Origin of the sequence: Marinobacter sp. R17 (assembly GCF_003789045.1) — a bacterium.
Taxonomy (GTDB): domain Bacteria; phylum Pseudomonadota; class Gammaproteobacteria; order Pseudomonadales; family Oleiphilaceae; genus Marinobacter_A; species Marinobacter_A mangrovi.
Genome location: NZ_RHGZ01000018.1, coordinates 53,859 through 73,129 on the forward strand (window position 1 = coordinate 53,859; position 19,271 = coordinate 73,129).

A 19,271-nucleotide genomic window follows, 5' to 3' on the forward strand; every position below is an offset into this window, starting at 1 on the left:
CGGACTGATCCGATCCGTTAATCAGAACTTGGGCGCCAGGAACTGCTTCATACGCTCCGAATCCGGATTGTCGAAGACTTTTTCCGGCGTCCCCTGTTCTTCAATCCGGCCCTGATGCAAGAACAGGACCTGACTCGACACATCCCGTGCAAACGCCATCTCGTGGGTCACCACGATCATGGTTCGGCCTTCTTCGGCCAGGCTCTGCATGACCCGAAGAACTTCGCCTACCAGCTCGGGGTCGAGAGCCGAAGTCGGTTCATCGAACAGCATGACTTCCGGCTCCATCGCCAGGGCCCGGGCAATGGCCGCGCGCTGCTGCTGGCCACCGGACATGTGGGAAGGATAGTAGTCCTTGCGTTCGTAGATACCGACTTTGTGCAGGTAGGCTTCGGCGCGCTCGATGGCCTCCTTCTTGGGCACCTTGAGCACATGCATGGGGGCTTCGATGATGTTCTCCATCACGGTCATGTGGGACCAGAGGTTGAACCCCTGGAAGACCATGGACAGCTTGGCGCGCATCAGTTCGACCTGTTTGTTATCGGCCGGCACCCGGATGCCCTTGCGGTTCTGTTTGAACCGAATTGGTTCACCGTGAACGATCACCTCACCGGCAGTGGGCGTTTCCAGCAGGTTGATGCAACGCAGAAACGTACTCTTGCCTGAGCCGGAGCTGCCGATCAGCGACACCACATCGCCTTTGCGGGTTTCCAGGGAAATGCCCTTGAGCACTTCATTCTCATTGAAGGTTTTGTGGATGTCTTTACAGATCAAGGGCGCATTTTCCGCCATGAATGACTCCTGAGCCTGTCGATAACAGTCGGTATCTGAGTAAAAGATAGTCGCAAACGTGCAGGTACACTAACCCCTTGATACAGCAATCCGTGTGCCGTCGGGAGTGTGGTGCATCCGCTGCAATTGGGAAGAGGGGAGATCTACTCGTCGAGGACCTTGGCGAGAACGAGCTTAGCCACGGGAGATTGGCCAATCAGCGCTGCCGGCTGCAGGCGCGGACGGCTCACCGTGGGAATAAATGATAGGTATGTCATCATCTGAAGGCTTTGCATTGTGCTTTTACCTGCTACCGTCACCGGGATCACCGGCCGGCTGCATTGCCCTTCTCTTTTTTTGGACCGTCTTACCCCGTATGCCGTCGTTTTGCCTCTTTTGGGGCACTTCCAACACGATATCGGCACCGGGAATGCGGTTGGATAGCGTTATGTTTTACGGACTGTTGGCCTAAAAATCAATAGTGACGACACTCCCGGCCAACTCGATGGCGTTGATTATCGGTTATAGATACGTCAAAAAAAGGCGCTTGCAGAGCGAGTTACGGCTATCCTGCAAATCCGGCCCGAACACTACGCGGGTCACAAAAAGAAACGGTTTTAACCTTCGCTGCCGAGTTATTTTGTTAGGGTGAATAGGTTGCTCATCGGGGTTCTGGAATCCCGGCACGGACGAAACCGCGTGATGGATCACGGCATGAACAATAACAACAGGAACGCGTTGCATGGCTGTCACGCAAAACAATGTACTACTGGAACGAGGGCTCCTGCGGGTGACCGCACGCCCCTGTGAGGAACTGCCGTCTCCCGACAGCCTGACCTATGACGTGGAAATCGTCGGTCAGGAAATCCTTCAGAGTTTCCCTACCTTCGATGAAGCCCGCCAGTTTGTCGACATGGTCGCGCCGAACGACGACTAGTGCCGTTGCACCCCGCAAGCAGACTCTGAATACCGAATATGAGTAGCGCGCCTCGAACGGTGACCGGATCGACGAGGCGCGCCACCTGATTTACTTCAGAATCGACAGCACCCGTTGGGCGTGCTCGGCGGCCTCAATGCCCAATTGCGTCAGGTAACCGCCGTCTTTCTGGGTGGTCAGGCCCTTATCGAAAAGCCGCTGCGCCGCGTCCACCGCATCCAGGTCGGCGCTGTGGCCATGCACCTTGATGCCCTCCTGGGTGGAGTGCAGGTTGAAAAGCGTCAGCAGGTTCAGTTCAGCAATCTGGTCTTTGGTAAACGTCATTGTTGGGCTCGCTCGCTTGTTGTTGTGTATTGTCTAATTTGTATCGGATTGGGCGGGTTTCGCAAGGGCCTTTATCGCCGATAACGAGTTGTCTTGGTCGCCGGATCGGGGCAAGGTGGCGCCATTGGCGGCGTCTCGACGGATGCCTCCTTTACGGAAACACAGTAATCAACGAGGAAATAAAGCTATGGCTGGGGTTAGCAGGGCAGGATCGCCCTTCGGATTGAGATGGGTTGGATTGTGGATGCTGTCGCTGATCACTCTGGGCGGCTGCAGCTCCCTCTACTACGACGCCATGGAAGAACTCGGCATCGAGAAGCGCGACATCATGGTCGATCGCGTAGCCGATGCCCGGGATGCCCAGAGCGAAGCCCAGGAAACCTTTCGTTCCTCGCTTGAGCATTTCCAGAGCGTGGTGAACACGCCGGACACCGAACTGAAGGCCAGGTACGAAGAGATACGCGACGCCTACGAAGACAGCCAGGACGCCGCCGAAAACGTGCGTGACCGGATCGATGCCGTCGAAGACGTTTCTGAAGCCCTGTTCGACGAGTGGGACGACGAGCTGGACCGCTACCAGAGTGATTCCCTGCGTCGGGCCAGCGCGCAGAAACTGAAAGACACCCGACAGCACTACGACCAGATGATCACCCGCATGCACCAGGCCGAGGAGCGCATGGACCCGGTGCTGGAAGCCTTCGAGGATCAGGTGCTGTTTCTCAAGCACAATCTCAATGCCCAGGCGATCGGTTCACTGCAGGGTGAGTTGGGCCGTATCCAACAGGATGTGGACGCTTTGATCCAGAATATGGAAGCGTCGATTGCCGAATCCGAAGCCTTTATCCAGCGCTTCCAGTCGCAGAACTGACCGTTCAAACGTTGGGTCAGGCGGTCGTCGGAATCGCCTGGCTCTCCCGCAGACTCTTGTAGGCGTTCAGGTCGAAGAACGACACGTGCACGATGTGTTTGGTCGGGATCACGATCCGGAATTCGGACAGCCGGTCCAGCTGGGCGCCTTCTTCCAGCAGCCCTTTCTCTTCGTAGTGGTGGTAGTAGTTCCGCAGCAGCTTGAGCTCCAGGTCGTCATCGTTCCGGTAACCGCTGAGCGTCGGGATGATCGAAATGGAATCCAGCAGCGCCGCCTCGGTGTGCACGTGGGTCACGATGCCGATGTAGCACTTGCGGGTATCCAGCGTCAGCGACACCCACTGCTCGCTGCGCAGCGCGTCCAGGAAAATGCCTTCCAGCTCATCGCCCAGGCAGGCCTTGCGCAGTTTGCGCAGGCGAACGCCCGGATTCTTCGTGCGCCACTTGCTGAAACCGCCACTGACACCGGCCAGTAGAAAGGCGAGCAGGGCAATCAACAGCTCCCGGGGCGTCACCGCCTGGCTGGTGTAGTCGCCGATGTGGGCATTGAGTCGGCCGAGCGTGGTATCGAGATGGGGCAGGGCGTATGACGGCAGATCGAAGCCGTCGATCAGCATGACGATCAGCGTCGCCAGGATGACAAAGACGAAACCGTAGAACGCAACGGAGAAATAGCTTTCCCAGCCGGAGGAGCGTTTCTGCTGGTAGCGTGCGGGCAGGTGCAGGGAGGTGAAGATAAAACCACAGACCAGCACGAAAGCGACGTAAAGGACGCCCATGCGCGATCAGGCAGTCTTGCGGTCGGGTTCGAAATCCTTGAGGCTCTGGAGTTGGGCGCGAATGGAGCGGATCACCTCTTCATTTTCGAGGTTCAGCTTGGCGTTGCCGTCCTTGTCCACACGATAGCGACCGGCCGAGTCCTTCCCGGCGTCGTCTTTCCCTTTTTTCCAAAATCCGAAGAATCCCACGGACATATGAATCTTCTCCTCGCTGATGAGTCAAGGTTAGCGAAAGGCGGAGGCGGTTGTCCATTAATCAGTCGGGCAGCGTATTAAGGTCCCGGTTGGATGTTCTTCGTCTACCGTATATACTTTGTATATACAAGGTGCGGCAAGGAACGCCATGTCAATAAAATGCTCATCTGCGGTTAAGCAGAAGCTGGCCCAAAAACACGGGGTCAGCCTGGAAGAGGTTCAGCAATGCTTCGCCAATCGTGATGGCCATTTGCTGGAGGATACACGGGAAGAACACAAGACAGATCCGCCGACGCAGTGGTTTATCGCTGAGACTGATTTTGGGCGCCGGCTTAAAGTCGCCTTCATTCTGAAGGGAGGCAATATCCTGCTGAAGACGGCCTATGAGCCAAACGCGACAGAAGAGCGGATCTACAAAAAGTTTGCCTGACACTATATGAGTGTCCTGCGGGTTGGTGCTTGTGCCCGCGATGTGGCGACGGGAGGAGTTAGAAGCATGAGTAAGGAAAAGATTGAAGGTACCCCCGAAGCTTGGGAAGACGGACGCCTGGGTCAAGACGAAGATTTTGTTCGGGTATCCAGGGACGTTGATGATGCGGCGCTGAATGAGGCTGCGGGACTGAAACCCATATCGATTCGACTCCAGCAATCGTTGATTGATGATTACAAGATGATTGCGGAGATCAACGGCATTGGCTACCAACCGCTGATCCGACAGGTTCTGAAGCGGTTTGCAGATGCTGAGAAAAAGCGTTTGCTCAGGGAGCGGGCGGACGAGTTGAGAGATCATGAAAAAGATCAAAGCAAAACGAACAGCAAGCAAGCCAGCGGCTAATTTAATGGGCCCATAGCGGGTATGGGTGAAGTGGTACAGGTCCCCATTGACGGACGCTCTGTGCCACTTCCATTTTTCGCCACAATTCCTGCCAAAAGTCGCCGGGATTCAATGACCTGTCTGGCGATAGCCTGACTCCTGTGATCAAGACACAAACAGGAGTATCTATGACCACGGAATGCCTCACCAAACACTGGCTGGAACTCTGCGACGAAGCCAACCAGGCCGAAGCGCGGTACGCATTTGAGCGGACGTTTCAGAATTTGCGGGAAATGCGGCGGATACAGAAAAAGCGGGACAAGCTGGCGAAGAAGTTGGTGCGGTGCCGGTTTTGTTTGTAGCCAGTCCGTGACTGGCGTTTTGATAATGCCCCAATTGTTCGATAGCGTAGAGCTTCCCTGAACGGAGTCGGGGCCTCACTCTCCGAGCCTGACAACAAGGATGTCCCGTGAAAAGAAGTTGCACCCTCCTGCTATTGAGTTTGCTATTCAGCACCGCTGCGTGCAGCTCTCCGCCGGTCAAAAACACCCAATACGATGCACTTACCGCCGAACACGTAGCGCAGTTCAGCCTGAGCCCCGTTGCCACTCTGCGAATCCCTATTGAGGACCTAAGCGGCGTCAAAGTCATTGGCGGGCAAGGGCTGACCTTCATCTACCCCGACGGCTCCAATCTCTATTTCCAGTCCGTCATGGCCAGCGCCATGGGCTTTCCCGACGCCAACCTGCATGACTGGCCGCTCTATCTCTTCGGGCTGAAATCGGGGGAGGGGAGTGACGACGCTTTCGTGCAGGAAGCGATGAAATCCAAGCGCTATGTCGTGGACGAGGACATCGCTCCCAGGGAAATCCGGGTGTTCCCGACACACAACGGCAAAGGCTACTGGGCGCTGGGCCCCGAAAAATCCCTGATCGTTCTCACGGACGAGAACGACACTTCCCAGCTCATCATGATCAATGTCTCCGGTATGTCGGAGGTCCAAATCAAGGAAATTATCAAAGGAGTGATCTGAGGAGCCTTTGATTGGTTCCTGTATAGTCTCTGCGTGTTCTGAAGGTTGTAGGTGCAAGGCGCGGTTCGCCGGGAATGGCCGTAGCCCTTGCCAAGAGCGGCAACGCCGCAGATGCAGCCTTCAGAACTCGCCCTTCGGGGCATTCAGAGCAATCCACATCCGGCGTTGCAAATCTTTGAAAGGCAACCAGCCTTCCTTCAAATTTCAGCGACAACATGCGCCAACTCGTGCTGGGGCTGGTTGGTGGCGCCAACGTGATGGTTAAAGGGTGGCTTCGGGACATCATCAGCAAGCTGCGGATGGAGCTTTCGTCTGGGCGGATTCAGTTTGATGGGCTGGGGTGTCGGGTAGTGACGGTGAACAATTGGCGGAATGCGGTGATTGGTTGAATCCACGTTGAATTGGCGCTTGAGAACCGGGATAGAAAAATGTTCTGTCCTAGTTTCTATTAACTTTTAATCGCTCTCGGCGAGACCTACCCTCCTCTCCCAGGTTATGGAGTTAAAAGCTACATAAGGGTGTAGCATAAACTACAAATTCTAATCTTCTGGGTTTAAAAAAAGCCGGTCAATATGACCGGCTTTTTTGAAAATCTATTTGAGTCAGTGGGTTAGCCCCATTCTTTTGGCATTCTCATTGTGTTGATCCTCCTTGCAGTGATTTTCGTCCACCCTTCTTATAACAACATACGTTAGCGTGGCGAAAGTACAAGTTTTTAATGTAAGGAACTATTTAATCTTGTGAGTCGCGTCAACCAACGATCTAAGATGTCTCGCTTCTAGCGAGAAGGCTGGTTAGCAGCCTCATCTAATGCTGCATCGCTACCTAGGCTCGAATCATGCCCGTCTGCGTCTGTTTTTTCAACAGTTTGTGGTTGCGCAGCACAGAAATAAATCGTATAGCCTTGCCCCTTCATCAGCAACTTTTGATAAAGCTCAGTAAACTTGTTTGTTTTATTTTTTCCGCCTATCGTTTTGAATTCTCTATCAGTACCCAACGAAGTGAAATACCCTTTAATATCATCGTGCTCGCAGTTAAAAGAGACTGTGGTTTTCAGTTGATACCTTAAGGCGCTATATATTATGTAGGGTTCTTGGTCAAGTTTTACGTACCTTTTCATTCTTCGATGAATTATATGTTCTTGATCGCCTGAAACCTCAATGACGTATGTTATCTCTATATCGCCGTCCTTTTCTTGGTACTTGACTTCGCTGGTTTTATCTATTGCCGGTCCTTCCATATCAGTATGGCTGAGTGTTAGTTCTTCAATTTTATACTCAAAGCCTTGGCCTAAGTCTGGCGCCACATACTTGTATTCTATAGTCCCCTTGTGATTCCTAACTGTTTCGACAGATAAATCCATGGTTTCATCAAGTTCCAGTATGCCGAGCGGCTTGCTTGCCCAGGTTACATCAAAATTTTGGTGATATGTTTTGTAGACTAGGTCAGGTCTCTGGGGAAGATTCTCTTTAAGGTGATCTATTTTAAGATGCCTTCTTATAGCCGGCATGTAGCGTTCCACTGATGCCTCAATTAGATTATTGAGCGCCCAATCAAAATTCTTGGGCTTGCTTAGAAAATCTTTGCTATACATGATGTTGGCGAATTCCTGGCGCATGAATTTTGTTGTTGATACAAAACGCATAAAGGCGCCTATTACACCGGCGATTAAGATGGTGTTGCCGATGCTGGGTAGGACTTCATTTACAGGGCTGTTCTGACCCACTTTATGCCATAAAGGCATCGAGCTGAGAGTGAGACCGATCAAGCATATCCATACATGGAATGAGTTTACGATTGCTCTTGCAAACATATGAATTAAGTGTCTTGCCTGATAAGAGTTATTCCACCAGTCTTGGATATGGTTCCTTAGTGTTTTTTTATCTGAGTGTCTCATTTTTATTCCCTGTCGCAATAGTTCCTTGGGTTTCAATTTTTATTATAGATGTTTTTTTAACAGAACGGCTTTGCCAACCACTTCAAGCTGCTCTAAATCGCCAGCCTGCGATCTCTTGGGCTGAGGCTGCTTGTTAACTTGTGGCGGCTTGCTACCTAAATTACGTAGCGTCTGTATCTGCTGCGCTATCCAGTGATCAGCGTTTATAACCAAAAAGAGTCGCGTCTCTTTAATTTTGTTTCCACAAGAAATCGAGAAATATTCATTTTAAGTTTCAGTTTTGGTACGCAATACACGGTGATTCAAGACTGCAGTTCGGGGATGAAAAAGTGAAGGGTCAGAAACGAAAAAAGCCGCTCGAGTGAGCGGCTTTTCAGAATAATGGTGCCCGGAGGCGGAATCGAACCACCGACACGGGGATTTTCAATCCCCTGCTCTACCGACTGAGCTATCCGGGCAACGGGGCGGTATTAAACCGGTTTAGGTTGACGGAGTCAAGGCCGTTTCAGAGAAAATTTCTCGTCTTTCCGGGAGTTGGTCAATCCCTGTTCAGTGAGGTGTATCAACGCTCTTCCGGCGGCACGAAGCCTTCGGCCTGTTCGAATTCCTCGTTGTCCAGGAACTTCTCCATCTGGGCCTTGAGGTACTTCCGTGCGAACGGGTCCATCATGTTCAGGTGCTTTTCGTTGATCAGCATGGTCTGCTGGTTCTGCCACTCCTGCCAGGCCTGCTTGGAGACGGTCTCGTAGAGTTCCTGGCCCTTGGCGCCGGGCATGGGCGGCATGTCGAGGCCTTCCATCTCTTTCTGGTACTTGCGGCAGAATACGGTGCGGCTCATGTCGGCTCCTTTCGGGTGTCTTCAATTCCGGCGATGGTAACAGAATCAGAGCAGGGTGGTTTGCTCGGGCTGGGTTAACAGCTTGCGGATCGGGCTGGGGATGCCAAGCGTGGGCGCGTCTTCCCGTGGCTGCCAGGCCAGATCGGCGTTGTCCATCGCGGCGGCGGTGCCGGCGTGGCGCAGGCGCACCGGGTGGATGTGCAGGTGGTAGTGGCTGAAGGTGTGGCGGAAGGCGCTCAGGGGCTGGGCGTCGTCGCAGGCGATGCCCAGTTCGCGTTCGGCCACTTCCGGCAGTTCGTCCAGGGTGATGGCGGTGTCCAGCTCCGGCAGGCTCCAGAGGCCGCCCCAGATGCCGCTGGGCGGGCGCCGTTCCATCAACAGGTTGCCGGCGTCGTCCTCGATCATCAGCAGCCAGGTTTCCTTTTCCGGCTTGGCTTTCTTCGGTTTGGACTCGGGCAGGGCGGCGGTCAGGCCCTGGGCTTTCGCTTCGCAGTCGTCGGCCAGCGGGCAGTGGTCGCAGTCCGGTTTGCGTCGGGTGCAGACCAGGGCGCCCAGGTCCATGATGGCCTGGGTGTAGTCCCGCACGCGCTCGTGGGGCGTGTGCTGCTCGGCGTGCTCCCACAGTGCGCGCAGGACGGCGGTCTGGCCCGGCCAGCCGTGGACGGCATGGTAGCGGGCGAGCACGCGCTTGACGTTGCCGTCGAGGATGCTGGCGCGGATGCCGTGGGCCTGGGCCAGGATGGCGGCGGCGGTGGAGCGGCCGATGCCGGTGAGGGCTTCGAGCTGTTCCTGGTCTTTCGGGAATTCGCCGCCGTGGTCGGCCATCACCGCCTTGGCGGCTTTCTGCAGGTTGCGGGCGCGGGCGTAGTAGCCCAGGCCCGACCAGTGCTGGAGCACGTCATCCACCGGCGCTTCGGCCAGGCTCTTCACGTCCGGGAAGCGGGCCATGAAGGCCTCGTAGTAGGGGATGACGGTGGTCACCTGCGTCTGCTGCAGCATGATCTCGGACACCCACACGCGGTAGGGTGTCCGGTCTTCGTGCCAGGGCAGGTTTTTGCGGCCGTGCTGGTCGTACCAAGCCAGCAGCCGGTCGGCGACGCTGTCGGCCATTACTTGAACAGCCCCTTGAGTGCGCCCTTCACCTTGTCGCTGGTGTCCTTGTCCAGCTTCTCGTTCAGCTTGTCACCCAGTTTCTCGTCGATGGCCTTGTTCACTTCTTCCGTTGCCTTTTTCTTGGCGGCGTTGGCGGCCATGTCCTTGAGGGTGTCGCGGAAGCGCGAGCCGTCGAAGGAGCACAGCTTGGCCGGGTCGCCGGAAATGTCGCCGCGGCATTCTACAGGAATCACCACGTTTTCGACGTACTTGGTGACGCGGCAGGCTTCGTCGCGGTGGATCTCACCGACAACGCGCAGGCCCGCCTCGTAATCCAGGTCGCTCTTGGCAAGGTCGACGGTGCCGCCGCCCTTCAGCTCCATGCCGGCCAGGGCGGCCGTCAGGTCGGTGTTCTTGACGGTGTTGCCGTCGATCTTGAGCACGCCGTGCATGTCGTTGAACGGCGTGGAGTCGCCCCAGTCGGTGGTGGTCAGGCTTTCCTGGTTGGCAAGTGCGATGCCCTGACAGGCCATCTTCGTCAGGTTCATCTTGTTGAAGCTGCCCTTGTCCAGGTTGAACTTGATGTCGCCCTTGGCGTTGCTGCGCAAGGCGGATAGGCGATTGCCCTGGGTGGTGATGTCTGCGGTCAGGTTGGCGGCGCCGGAAAGCAGCTTCATGTCCGCCAGGTCGGTGAGCAGCGACAGGGTCTGGATGTTGTTGGCCCGCTCGGTGATCTTCCAGGTCGGGTTGTTCTTGCGCGCATCCAGCGTGGCCTGCACGTTGAAGTCGCCTTCATACAGCTTGCCGGCGAAGGGATCGACTTTGATCAGGCCGTTCTTGGCGGAGATTTTTGACTGAATATCGGTGATGGTCAGGTTGCTGGCAACCAGTTCGCCCAGGCCCAGATCCACGTCCAGGTCGAGGCCGCGCAGGGTGTCCAGCGGCAGCAGGTCGGATTCCGGTGGGGCCTTGGTGCTGCCCGGCGCCGGGGCGCCGCTGTCGTCGCTGCTGGCGGTTTCGGCGGCCGGCTGGTCGGACTTCGGCGGCAGGTAACGGTCGACGTTGATCTTGTCGCCTTTCAGTTTCAGGTCGATGGCGGTGTTGGCCAGACCCAGTCCGAAGCTGCCCTTGAAGGTGGTGTCGTCCAGCTTGAGCTGCAGGTTGTTCAGGTCGACCTGGCCCGGCTTGCCGCCGATATCGGTGGAGAAGGACGCTTTCTTGAGCACGTCCGGATCGCTGGTTTCGATCGGTGCCTGGCCGAGGGTGTCCATCAGGTCGCGGATGGAGAATTCGGCGACGGACAGCTTGCCGTCCAGCTTGGGCTTGTCGCCGAAGCCGGCCACATTAAGGTTCGCGCTCAGCTCCAGGCCGGCCAGTTTGGCAACGAAGTCGGAGAGGGACGCGGTTTCCTGTTCCAGGTTGGCGGCGGCGTTACCGGTGAAACTGGCGTTGACGGTCTTGCCGCCGACGGCCGCGCCTTTGAGTTCAAAGCTGCTGTCCAGGTCCTGCATCTGGAACTGGTTGAGAGCTTCGTTGGCGTTCAGTTGCGCCTTGATCTGCGCGACCACGTCCAGCTCTGGTTCGTTGGTGGCGAAATGGAAGCCGAGGCTGAGCGGGAAGGTCTGGCCCAGGGTAATGTCACTGGCGTTGAGCGAGAAGTCGTCGAGCGTGACGGATTGGCCGGTGCCCTGATCCGAGTAGTGCACCTGGGCGTTGGTGATGGCGATTTCCTCGACGTTGAACTTGAGCGGTTCGCTGCCGCCTTGATCCGCCGCCGGTGTTTCAGCCGGAGCCGGTTCTTCTTTCTGGGCGGCCTGTTCGTCAGCCGGTTTCGTTTCGCCCTCCGGCATGATGCGTTCCCAGTTGCCCTGGCCCTGCTTGTTCTTGACCAGACGGGCGTCCAGGCCGTCGAGTGTGAAGGTGTCGACCGCCGGCGACATGCTGATCAGCGACCAGAAGTCCACTTCCGCCCGCAGCAGGTTGAGCTTCACGAACTGATCGCCGTCAAGCTTGGCCTCCACGTCGTTCACTTCCAGCCCGATGGGGATGAACGACCAGCTGATGTCGCCGTTCAGCGACAGGTCGAGGTTGGTTTTCTTCTCGACGATTTTCTCGATCTGGGGTTTGTAGTCGTTCGGGTCCAGCACCATCGTGGCGATCACGACCGCGGCAGCGATCAGGACGATGACGGCGACGACGGCAATCAGCAGGTAGCGAAGCGCTTTCATGGCAGCAGTATCCTTACGGCTATGTTAATGGCTGGCCCGGAGCGGCTCGCGGGCGCCGGTCATTCGGTGCAGGCAGGGCCGGCCAATCATTGAATGTGAGCGCGGAGTGTCTCAACGCCGCGTAAGCACAACAGTTTTACAACGTCGTATTACGGTTAGCATACGACACAGGATTCAATCAGCCCACCGATCAGGCGGTGTATACCGACAATCTTTCAGAATGTTCATTTGACCACCAATCCCGGTACACTCTGCAGAGAGCGACATCGGGGCAGAAAGCATCGCCCTGAAATGATTAGGTAACAAAATAACGATTGACGGCGTACGACTTTTCGTCAGAATGCCGCGCATCACGTATCCAGGGCCAGAGCGCCCGACACAATAAAGACAACGCAAGTTAAGGAGTTTCGGGTGGCCATCACGATTGCTATTGAGTTGAATCGGGAAATCGATATTCCAGGCAGTTACGACGAGGTGTTCGACCTGCTGGCAGACGTGCCGAAGTCGGCCAGTTACTTCCCCAAAGTGGATAAACTGGTGGATCTGGGCGACAACGTCTACCGCTGGGAAATGGAAAAGATCGGTGTGGACAAGCACTCCATCCAGTCCGTCTATGCCAGCAAGTACGTCGCCGACAAAGACGCCGGCAAGATTACCTGGGAGCCGGTGAAGGGCGAGGGCAACGGTGTCGTGCGCGGCTCCTGGAACCTGTCTGCCAAGGGCGATGACGTGACCCGCGCCAGTTTCCAGACCACGGCGGAGCTGACCCTGCCGCTGCCAAGCCTGCTCAAGCTGGCCATCAGCCCGGTGGTCAAGCACGAGTTCAACGGCATGGTGGACACCTATATGAACAACCTGAAGAAGGCCTTCTAGGCAGCCTTCTCCGACCGGCGTGGCGCCCTGCTGCGTCGGTTCTCGCCATTCCACGCTATCGCCTCAATAAAGTGAGAAAGACGACATAACGCGGTATACTCTGCGCTGTCACAATTTCCGGCTTTATTCACTGGAGTCCCCATGGCCGAACGCAAGGCGCGGGTAGAACGCAATACCCTCGAAACCCAGATTACGGTGTCGATTAATCTCGACGGCACCGGCGAGTCCCACTTCGATACCGGCGTGCCCTTCCTGGAGCACATGATGGATCAGATCGCCCGTCACGGGCTGGTGGATCTGGATATCGTGTCCAAGGGCGACCTGCACATCGACGACCACCACACGGTTGAGGACATCGGCATTACGCTGGGCCAGGCGTTCGTCAAGGCTGTGGGCGACAAGAAAGGCATCCGTCGATACGGTCATGCGTATGTACCGCTGGATGAAGCCCTGTCACGGGTCGTGATCGACCTGTCGGGCCGCCCTGGTCTGAGCATGGAGGTGCCTTACACCCGTGCCACGGTCGGCGGGTTCGATGTGGACCTGTTCGAGGAGTTCTTCCACGGGTTCGTGAACCACTCCATGGTGACGCTGCACATCGATAACCTGAAGGGCAAGAACACGCACCACCAGATCGAGACGGTGTTCAAGGCCTTCGGTCGCGCGCTGCGCATGGCCATCGAGCCGGATGAGCGCATGGCGGGTGTGATCGCGTCCACCAAAGGCTCGCTCTGAGGCGGGTCGTACTGACGCGGGTTCTGTCACCCTATCTGTTATCCCGGCCGGCTGAGGGCAACCCAGCCGGCCGCTGCTTTCCGGAGTTGTCCTGACTATGAAGTCCGTTGCCATCATTGATTACGGCATGGGTAACCTCCATTCGGCCAGCAAGGCGGTCGAGCACGTGGCGCCGGACATGCGCGTCCACGTCACCGATAACGAAGCCCTCATCCGCGAGGCCGATCGCGTGATCCTGCCGGGCGTCGGTGCGATGCGTGACTGCATGGCCGAGATCCGCCGCCAGGGTGTGGATACGCTGGTGAAAGACCTGGTCGCCGAAAGCCGCCCGCTGCTGGGCATTTGCGTCGGCATGCAGGCGCTGATGGCCCGCAGTGAAGAGAACAATGGCGTGGACGGCATCGGCCTGTTCCCGTCGGAAGTCCGCTTCTTCGGCACCCACCTGAAGGACGGGCAGGGCGAGCGCCTGAAAGTCCCGCATATGGGCTGGAACCAGGTCTGGCAGACCCAGGATCACCCGATGTGGCACGACATCGACGACGGTGAGCGCTTCTACTTTGTTCACAGCTACTACGCCGAAGCCGAAGGCAATCCGGACATTGCCGGTCGCACGCACTATGGCGTGGATCTGGCGGCGGCCGTCGCCCGCAACAACGTCTTCGCCACGCAGTTTCACCCGGAGAAGAGCCACCGGGCCGGTCTGCAGTTGCTGAAAAACTTCGTACAATGGTCGGGTCAGTAAGCGCTGACCTCCACACCGAACTGGATTGATAACACCATGCTGATAATTCCCGCCATCGACCTCAAAGACGGAAAATGTGTGCGCCTGCGCCAGGGCCGGATGGATGATTCCACCGTGTTCTCCGAGAATCCGGTCGACGTTGCGGCCCGCTGGGTCGACGCCGGCGCCCGTCGCCTGCATCTGGTGGACCTGAACGGCGCCTTCGCCGGTGAACCGGTGAACGGTGAAATCGTCAACGCCATCGCCAAGCGCTTCCCGGACCTGCCGATCCAGATCGGCGGCGGCATCCGTTCCGCTGAGACCATCGAGGCCTACCTGAAGGCGGGCGTGCAGTGGGTGATCATTGGCACCAAGGCCGTGAAGGAGCCGGAGTTCGTCACCGAGATGTGCAAGCGGTTCCCGGGCCACATCATCGTGGGCCTGGACGCCAAAGACGGTCTGGTGGCGACGGACGGCTGGGCGGAAGTCTCCGAAGTGAAGGCGACGGATCTGGCGAAGCAGTTCGCCAACGACGGCGTGGACAGCATCGTCTACACCGACATCAGCCGCGACGGCATGATGCAGGGCGTGAACGTCGAGCAGACCGCGCATCTGGCGGAGTCCTGCGGGATTCCGGTGATCGCCTCCGGCGGCGTCACCAACATGGACGACATCCAGCGCCTGTCCGCGGAAGCGGATCGTGGCATTCTCGGCGCGATCACCGGCCGGGCCATCTACGAAGGCACCCTGGATGTGGCGGAAGCCCAGGCCTGGTGCGATCAGCAGGAGAAGTGATATGACCCTGGCCAAGCGCATCATTCCCTGTCTGGACGTCGATAAGGGCCGCGTGGTCAAGGGCGTCAACTTCGTCGATATCCGCGACGCCGGCGACCCGGTGGAGGTGGCCCGCAAGTACAACGAGCAGGGCGCGGACGAGATCACCTTCCTGGACATCACCGCCAGTCACGAAAGCCGCGATACGACCTACGAGACCGTCGAGCGGATGGCCAGCCAGGTCTTTATCCCGCTGACCGTCGGAGGCGGCGTGCGCACCGTGGAAGACATCCGCAAGCTGCTCAATGCCGGCGCGGACAAGGTCAGCATCAACACCGCGGCGGTCTTCAACCCGAAGTTCGTGCGCGAGGCCGCCGAGCGGTTCGGTAGCCAGTGCATCGTGGTCGCCATCGACGCCAAGCGGGTCAGTGCCGAAGGCGAAACGCCGCGCTGGGAGATCTTCACCCACGGTGGCCGCAAGCCGACGGGGCTGGACGCCGTTGAATGGGCGAAGAAGATGGTCGAGATGGGCGCCGGCGAGTTGCTGCTCACCAGCATGGACCGTGACGGCACCAAGATCGGTTTCGATCTGGGCCTGACGCGCGCGATCAGCGATGCGGTGGTGGTGCCGGTGATTGCCTCAGGCGGTGTGGGCGAGCTGCAGCACCTGGCGGACGGCGTGACCCAGGGCGGTGCCGATGCGGTGCTGGCGGCGTCGATCTTCCACTTCGGTCAGCACACGATTCCCGAAGCGAAGCAGTTCATGCATGAGCAAGGGATTGAGGTTCGGCTTTAAGTCCGCTCCATGGGTGCGGCTTGCCAAGCGAGCCGCATCAAGCACAACCCGCTTTTCTGTGTTTTCCAGTCTTGATTAGTTCTCCGAAGCCCGGCCTTTAGCCAGCGACGTCCGCACCGGCTGCTTCACATCCACAAACATCGGCGCGTTGTTGTGCCGCATGGCCCACAGGCCGCTGACCGTGGCCACGGCGATGCCCTGCGCATCCAGCTCCGGCAGGTGCTTCACCAGATAATCCACCGTCACCTTGTGCGGATGGCCGATGCCAATCGCGGTGCCGTTGCGCTTGGCGGTTTCCACCAGCAGTTTGAACTGCCGATCCACCGCTTCCTCGGTCTGTTCATTGTCGAGGAACACGTCACGGCTCATGTTGGGCACGTCGTGATCGCTGGCGCTCTTGGCGGCCACGGTGCCGGCAATGGTGCGGCTGTCCACGAAGTAGAGCGGGTAGTGGAACAGCTCCTTCATGACCCAGTCCATGTGCTGGCGGTTCTGGGTGAGCAGGCTGCCCATGTGATTATTCACGCCCTGCACGTAGGGAATGGACTGCAGGGAATGTCGCAGGCTCATGGTGGTGGCGCGTTCGTCCATGCTGGCGTCCAGGCCACCGGCGCCGAGGCCAATGTGATGGGTGTTCGCCATGGGCGCGTGCAGCATGATTTCCTTGCCGTTGGCATGGGCATCCCGGGCCAGCGAGGTGGTATGGGGCCGGAACGGCAGGAAGGCGAGGGTGATCGGCTGGGACAGCTGGATCAGGCGTTCGCCCTGAACTTTGTCGTGGCCCATGTCATCGATAATGATGGCGATGGTGGGCGGCGGCTGTTCGCCGCGCGGGGCGGCCTGGATCGGCGTTGCCAGCACCGGGGCGATACACAGCAACGCGGGCGCCAGAAGCGCCCGGCAGGAACGGCTCAATCTCACTGGGCGCTCTCTTTGCTCTTGCCGAGAATTCCCAGCCCTTTCAATAGGTTCAGGGCTGTGCGTAGCTGGTAGTCCTTGGCCACCAGTTCGTCTTTGGCCGCTTTCGCGGTCTTGTCGTCGGTCTTGCCGTCTTCCGTGCCGTTTTCCAAGTGGCCGCTCAGGTCCGCTTCGGTGAAGAACGGTTGGTTGTCCACCTCGGTCAGGCGGGCCTGTTTGACCACGATGTCCGGGTGGATGCCCTTGGCCTGGATGGAGCGGCCGCTGGGGGTGTAATAACGGGCAGTCGTGAGCTTGATGGCGTGGGTCTCGTCCAGCGGGATGACGGTCTGGACCGAGCCCTTGCCGAAGGATTCGGTGCCCATGATCACGGCGCGGTGGTTATCCTGCAGGGCGCCGGCCAGGATCTCGGACGCCGACGCGGAGCCGCCGTTGATCAGCACGACGATCGGCGCGCCATCGGTCTCATCGCCCGGCTGGGCGCTGAAACGCAGCTTGGAGCTCTGGATACGGCCGTCGGTGTAGACAATCAGGCCTTCATCCAGCACCGCATCCGCGGACTCCACGGCCGCCTGCAGCACGCCGCCCGGGTTGTTGCGCAGGTCGATGATGAGGCCGCTGAGCTTGCCGCCGTTGTCCTGTTCCAGCTTGTCGATGGCTTCGACGAATTCACGACCGGTTTCGGCCTGGAATTGGGTCAGGCGCAGGTAGGCGTAGCCCGGCTCCAGCATGCGGGATTTAACGCTGGCCACTTTGATCACGTCGCGCTTGACGTCGATCTCGATGGGCGCGCTCTGTTCGTCCCGCACGATGGTCAGCTTGAGGGTCGAGCCGGGCTTGCCGCGCATCAGGTTGACGGCTTCTTCCAGGCTCATGCCTTTGACGGGTTGGTCACCCAGCTTGATGATCATGTCACCGGCCTGCACGCCGGCTTTCTGGGCCGGGGTGTCGTCGATGGGAGAGATGACGCGGACAAAGCCGTCTTCCATGCCCACTTCAATGCCCAGGCCGCCGAATTCGCCGCTGGTGCTTTCCTCCAGCTCTTCGTAGGCCTGAGGCTCCAGGTAGGCAGAGTGAGGGTCGAGGCCGGACAGCATGCCCTTGATGGCGTTCTCTAGCAGCGTGGTATCGTCCACTTCCTCGACGTAGGCTTCGCGGATGCGGCCAAACACTTCGGTGAACTTGCGCAGTTCATCCAGCGGCAGCTGCTTTTCCGGGTTGGGCAGGCGAACGGTCACATCCTTGCCGTTGGCTTCGCCCTTGAGAATGGTTTCGCCAGTTTCGGGATCGGTGTCTGCCAGCGCCAGCGCCGGTAGGGTCAACAGGCTGTAAGCGCAGAGAAGAGCGGTAGCGGCGGTACGTCTGGCCAGTTTCATGCAGTGTTCCTGTACTCGCGGTGTTTTATTGTCACGGTGGGTAGGCAATGGAAGACAGCAATACAGTGTGTTCTCACGGCGCATCCCTCACCTTATTTATGGGCCAGCCACCTCATTGGGTTCTGTGGCTTGCCGTTATGCCGAATCTCGAAATAGAGCCGGGCGCTCGAATCCTTGTCGCCCTCGCCCGCGATAGCGATGGTCTCACCGGCCCTGACCCATTCTCCGGGGCTCTTGAGCAGGCTCGAATTACGGCCGTAGAGGCTCATGTAACCATCCCCGTGGTCAATAATGGTCAGAAGTCCGAAGCCGCGCAACCAGTTGGCGAAAACGACGCGCCCGTAATGGACGGCTTTGACCTCGGCCTCGGGCTGGGCGGCGATGAGCAGGCCGTTGTGGCGCAGGCGCCCATTATGCAGGCTCTCGCCATAGCCGATAATTACCTTACCACGGGTTGGCCACGGGAGTTTAGCGCGCAAACTTGAGAAAGGTTGTGATTCTTTGGGCGTGGGAATGTCGGCAATCGCGGCTTCCACTTCCTTCAGGAGTTTTTCCAGTCGTTCCCGGTCGGCCACCAGATCCTGGCGCTTGCCTTTCTTGTCGGAGATGTCCGATTTCAGCAGGGCCAGGGTGCGTTCGCGGGTTTTGTGCTGGTCCTCCAGCTTGTCCTGGCGTTCGGCGACGGCGGCTTCGGTTTTCTTGAGTTTGAGCTGGGCGGCGATGCTTTGTTCGCGCGTGGTTTTGAGATCGTCCAGGGTGCGGTTGAAGGCTTCCAGCCGGCTGACGGTGTCTTTGCTCAGGTACTCGTGGTAGGTCATGACCCGTGACAGCTTCTGCGGATCGATCTCGTTGAGCAGGACTTTCAGGGCGGGCGCGTCGCCGGCCATCCAGGCGGCCCGGATCTGGGCTTTGAGCGCCTCGCGCTTGGCGGCAAGCTCCTTCTCCAGTTTCCGCTCGCGATCCTTGAGCTTGTCGATTTCGGTCTGTTGCTCGGCCGCCTGCTGACGCAGGGAGCGACGTTCCTTCTTGAGCTGGCCGATCTTGCGCTCGGTGCTGGCCAGGGTCTGTTCCAGTTCGCCGCGGTCGGCTTCGGCGTCTTTGAGCCAGTCGTCGATGTCGGCGATCTGTTCCTTGAGCGCTTCAATCTGCTCCGGAGAAACGGAGTCGGCGTCCTGCGCGTAGGTTGTCGCAGGGAGGGGAGACAGCAGGGCGACCAGCAGCAACCCGGCGCGCAGGACGCGCGTCGGGAGGCTGGATCGGGAGTCGGGGCGGCACTGCCGGATGGCCGCGTGGGTCACACTGA

General features: G+C 58.2%; 23 protein-coding genes and 1 tRNA gene. 12 read left to right on the forward strand and 12 right to left on the reverse strand.

Annotated elements, in window-relative coordinates; genetic code table 11:
• Positions 1-21: 21 nt before the first annotated feature.
• Entirely contained in the window at positions 22-792 is a 771-nt protein-coding gene (locus tag EB809_RS13555; RefSeq protein WP_123635363.1) for an ABC transporter ATP-binding protein, read from the reverse strand.
• A 721-nt stretch (positions 793-1,513) separates the two neighbouring features.
• Here EB809_RS13555 and EB809_RS13560 point away from each other — a divergent pair.
• Entirely contained in the window at positions 1,514-1,708 is a 195-nt protein-coding gene (locus tag EB809_RS13560) for a hypothetical protein (protein WP_123635364.1), read from the forward strand.
• A 90-nt stretch (positions 1,709-1,798) separates the two neighbouring features.
• On the opposite strand, the gene EB809_RS13565 is transcribed toward EB809_RS13560, so the two are convergent.
• A complete protein-coding gene (locus EB809_RS13565) occupies positions 1,799-2,032 on the reverse strand; it encodes a TIGR02647 family protein (protein WP_123635365.1) in 234 nt (77 codons plus the stop codon).
• Between the two features lie 244 nt (positions 2,033-2,276).
• Between EB809_RS13565 and EB809_RS13570 the strand changes: the two genes are divergently transcribed.
• On the forward strand, positions 2,277-2,900 hold the full coding sequence (locus EB809_RS13570) for a DUF2959 domain-containing protein (protein ID WP_223807963.1): 624 nt from the start codon (positions 2,277-2,279) through the stop codon (positions 2,898-2,900).
• A 16-nt stretch (positions 2,901-2,916) separates the two neighbouring features.
• Here the strand turns inward: EB809_RS13570 and EB809_RS13575 are convergent, their stop codons facing one another.
• Positions 2,917-3,678, reverse strand: coding sequence for a hypothetical protein (locus EB809_RS13575; protein ID WP_123635367.1), 762 nt, complete (start codon positions 3,676-3,678; stop codon positions 2,917-2,919).
• 6 nt (positions 3,679-3,684) lie between these two features.
• A complete protein-coding gene (locus EB809_RS13580) occupies positions 3,685-3,873 on the reverse strand; it encodes a hypothetical protein (RefSeq protein WP_123635368.1) in 189 nt (62 codons plus the stop codon).
• Positions 3,874-4,021: 148 nt separating this feature from the next.
• Here EB809_RS13580 and EB809_RS13585 point away from each other — a divergent pair, with 148 nt between their 5' ends.
• From EB809_RS13585 to EB809_RS20965, 5 genes are all read left to right on the forward strand, one after another.
• Entirely contained in the window at positions 4,022-4,303 is a 282-nt protein-coding gene (locus tag EB809_RS13585) for an ADP-ribosyl-(dinitrogen reductase) hydrolase (protein ID WP_123635369.1), read from the forward strand.
• 66 nt (positions 4,304-4,369) lie between these two features.
• The gene (locus EB809_RS13590) at positions 4,370-4,708 is read left to right on the forward strand and encodes a hypothetical protein (RefSeq protein WP_123635370.1); all 339 of its coding nucleotides are present in this window, start codon (positions 4,370-4,372) and stop codon (positions 4,706-4,708) included.
• Between the two features lie 167 nt (positions 4,709-4,875).
• Positions 4,876-5,049, forward strand: coding sequence for a hypothetical protein (locus tag EB809_RS20960; protein ID WP_190294900.1), 174 nt, complete (start codon positions 4,876-4,878; stop codon positions 5,047-5,049).
• A 107-nt stretch (positions 5,050-5,156) separates the two neighbouring features.
• Positions 5,157-5,720, forward strand: coding sequence for a hypothetical protein (locus tag EB809_RS13595; protein WP_123635371.1), 564 nt, complete (start codon positions 5,157-5,159; stop codon positions 5,718-5,720).
• A 215-nt stretch (positions 5,721-5,935) separates the two neighbouring features.
• On the forward strand, positions 5,936-6,109 hold the full coding sequence (locus EB809_RS20965) for a hypothetical protein (protein WP_190294901.1): 174 nt from the start codon (positions 5,936-5,938) through the stop codon (positions 6,107-6,109).
• A 389-nt stretch (positions 6,110-6,498) separates the two neighbouring features.
• Here EB809_RS20965 and EB809_RS13600 read toward each other — a convergent pair whose 3' ends face one another.
• From EB809_RS13600 to EB809_RS13620, 5 genes are all read right to left on the reverse strand, one after another.
• Positions 6,499-7,617 (reverse strand): hypothetical protein, encoded by a 1,119-nt coding sequence (locus tag EB809_RS13600; RefSeq protein ID WP_123635372.1) that lies wholly within the window; start codon positions 7,615-7,617, stop codon positions 6,499-6,501.
• 382 nt (positions 7,618-7,999) lie between these two features.
• Positions 8,000-8,075 (reverse strand) — tRNA-Phe (locus tag EB809_RS13605).
• Positions 8,076-8,179: 104 nt separating this feature from the next.
• Positions 8,180-8,455: an oxidative damage protection protein gene (locus tag EB809_RS13610; protein ID WP_123635373.1), complete on the reverse strand. Its 276-nt coding sequence runs from the start codon at positions 8,453-8,455 to the stop codon at positions 8,180-8,182.
• 45 nt (positions 8,456-8,500) lie between these two features.
• Positions 8,501-9,565, reverse strand: a complete 1,065-nt coding sequence (gene mutY, locus EB809_RS13615) for an A/G-specific adenine glycosylase (RefSeq protein ID WP_123635374.1) — start codon at positions 9,563-9,565, stop codon at positions 8,501-8,503.
• A complete protein-coding gene (locus tag EB809_RS13620; protein WP_123635375.1) occupies positions 9,565-11,775 on the reverse strand; it encodes an AsmA family protein in 2,211 nt (736 codons plus the stop codon). Before EB809_RS13620 ends, mutY begins: the two co-directional genes overlap by 1 nt.
• Positions 11,776-12,186: 411 nt before the next feature.
• On the opposite strand from EB809_RS13620, the gene EB809_RS13625 reads away from it, so the two are divergent.
• The 5 genes from EB809_RS13625 (at position 12,187) to hisF (ending at position 15,674) form a co-directional block, all read left to right on the forward strand.
• A complete protein-coding gene (locus EB809_RS13625; protein ID WP_123635376.1) occupies positions 12,187-12,648 on the forward strand; it encodes an SRPBCC family protein in 462 nt (153 codons plus the stop codon).
• 141 nt (positions 12,649-12,789) lie between these two features.
• The gene (hisB, locus tag EB809_RS13630) at positions 12,790-13,383 is read left to right on the forward strand and encodes an imidazoleglycerol-phosphate dehydratase HisB (RefSeq protein WP_123635377.1); all 594 of its coding nucleotides are present in this window, start codon (positions 12,790-12,792) and stop codon (positions 13,381-13,383) included.
• 97 nt (positions 13,384-13,480) lie between these two features.
• Positions 13,481-14,125, forward strand: a complete 645-nt coding sequence (gene hisH / locus EB809_RS13635) for an imidazole glycerol phosphate synthase subunit HisH (protein ID WP_123635378.1) — start codon at positions 13,481-13,483, stop codon at positions 14,123-14,125.
• Between the two features lie 36 nt (positions 14,126-14,161).
• A complete protein-coding gene (hisA, locus tag EB809_RS13640; protein WP_123635379.1) occupies positions 14,162-14,899 on the forward strand; it encodes a 1-(5-phosphoribosyl)-5-[(5-phosphoribosylamino)methylideneamino]imidazole-4-carboxamide isomerase in 738 nt (245 codons plus the stop codon).
• Between the two features lies 1 nt (position 14,900).
• On the forward strand, positions 14,901-15,674 hold the full coding sequence (gene hisF / locus EB809_RS13645) for an imidazole glycerol phosphate synthase subunit HisF (protein WP_123635380.1): 774 nt from the start codon (positions 14,901-14,903) through the stop codon (positions 15,672-15,674).
• 75 nt (positions 15,675-15,749) lie between these two features.
• On the opposite strand, the gene EB809_RS13650 is transcribed toward hisF, so the two are convergent.
• From EB809_RS13650 to EB809_RS13660, 3 genes are all read right to left on the reverse strand, one after another.
• Entirely contained in the window at positions 15,750-16,553 is an 804-nt protein-coding gene (locus EB809_RS13650; protein WP_411711073.1) for a divergent polysaccharide deacetylase family protein, read from the reverse strand.
• A 38-nt stretch (positions 16,554-16,591) separates the two neighbouring features.
• Positions 16,592-17,968, reverse strand: coding sequence for a S41 family peptidase (locus EB809_RS13655; RefSeq protein WP_123635381.1), 1,377 nt, complete (start codon positions 17,966-17,968; stop codon positions 16,592-16,594).
• A 92-nt stretch (positions 17,969-18,060) separates the two neighbouring features.
• Positions 18,061-19,266 carry a murein hydrolase activator EnvC family protein gene (locus tag EB809_RS13660; protein ID WP_123635382.1) on the reverse strand — a complete coding sequence of 402 codons (1,206 nt, stop codon included), beginning with the start codon at positions 19,264-19,266 and terminating at the stop codon, positions 18,061-18,063.
• Positions 19,267-19,271: the final 5 nt, after the last annotated feature.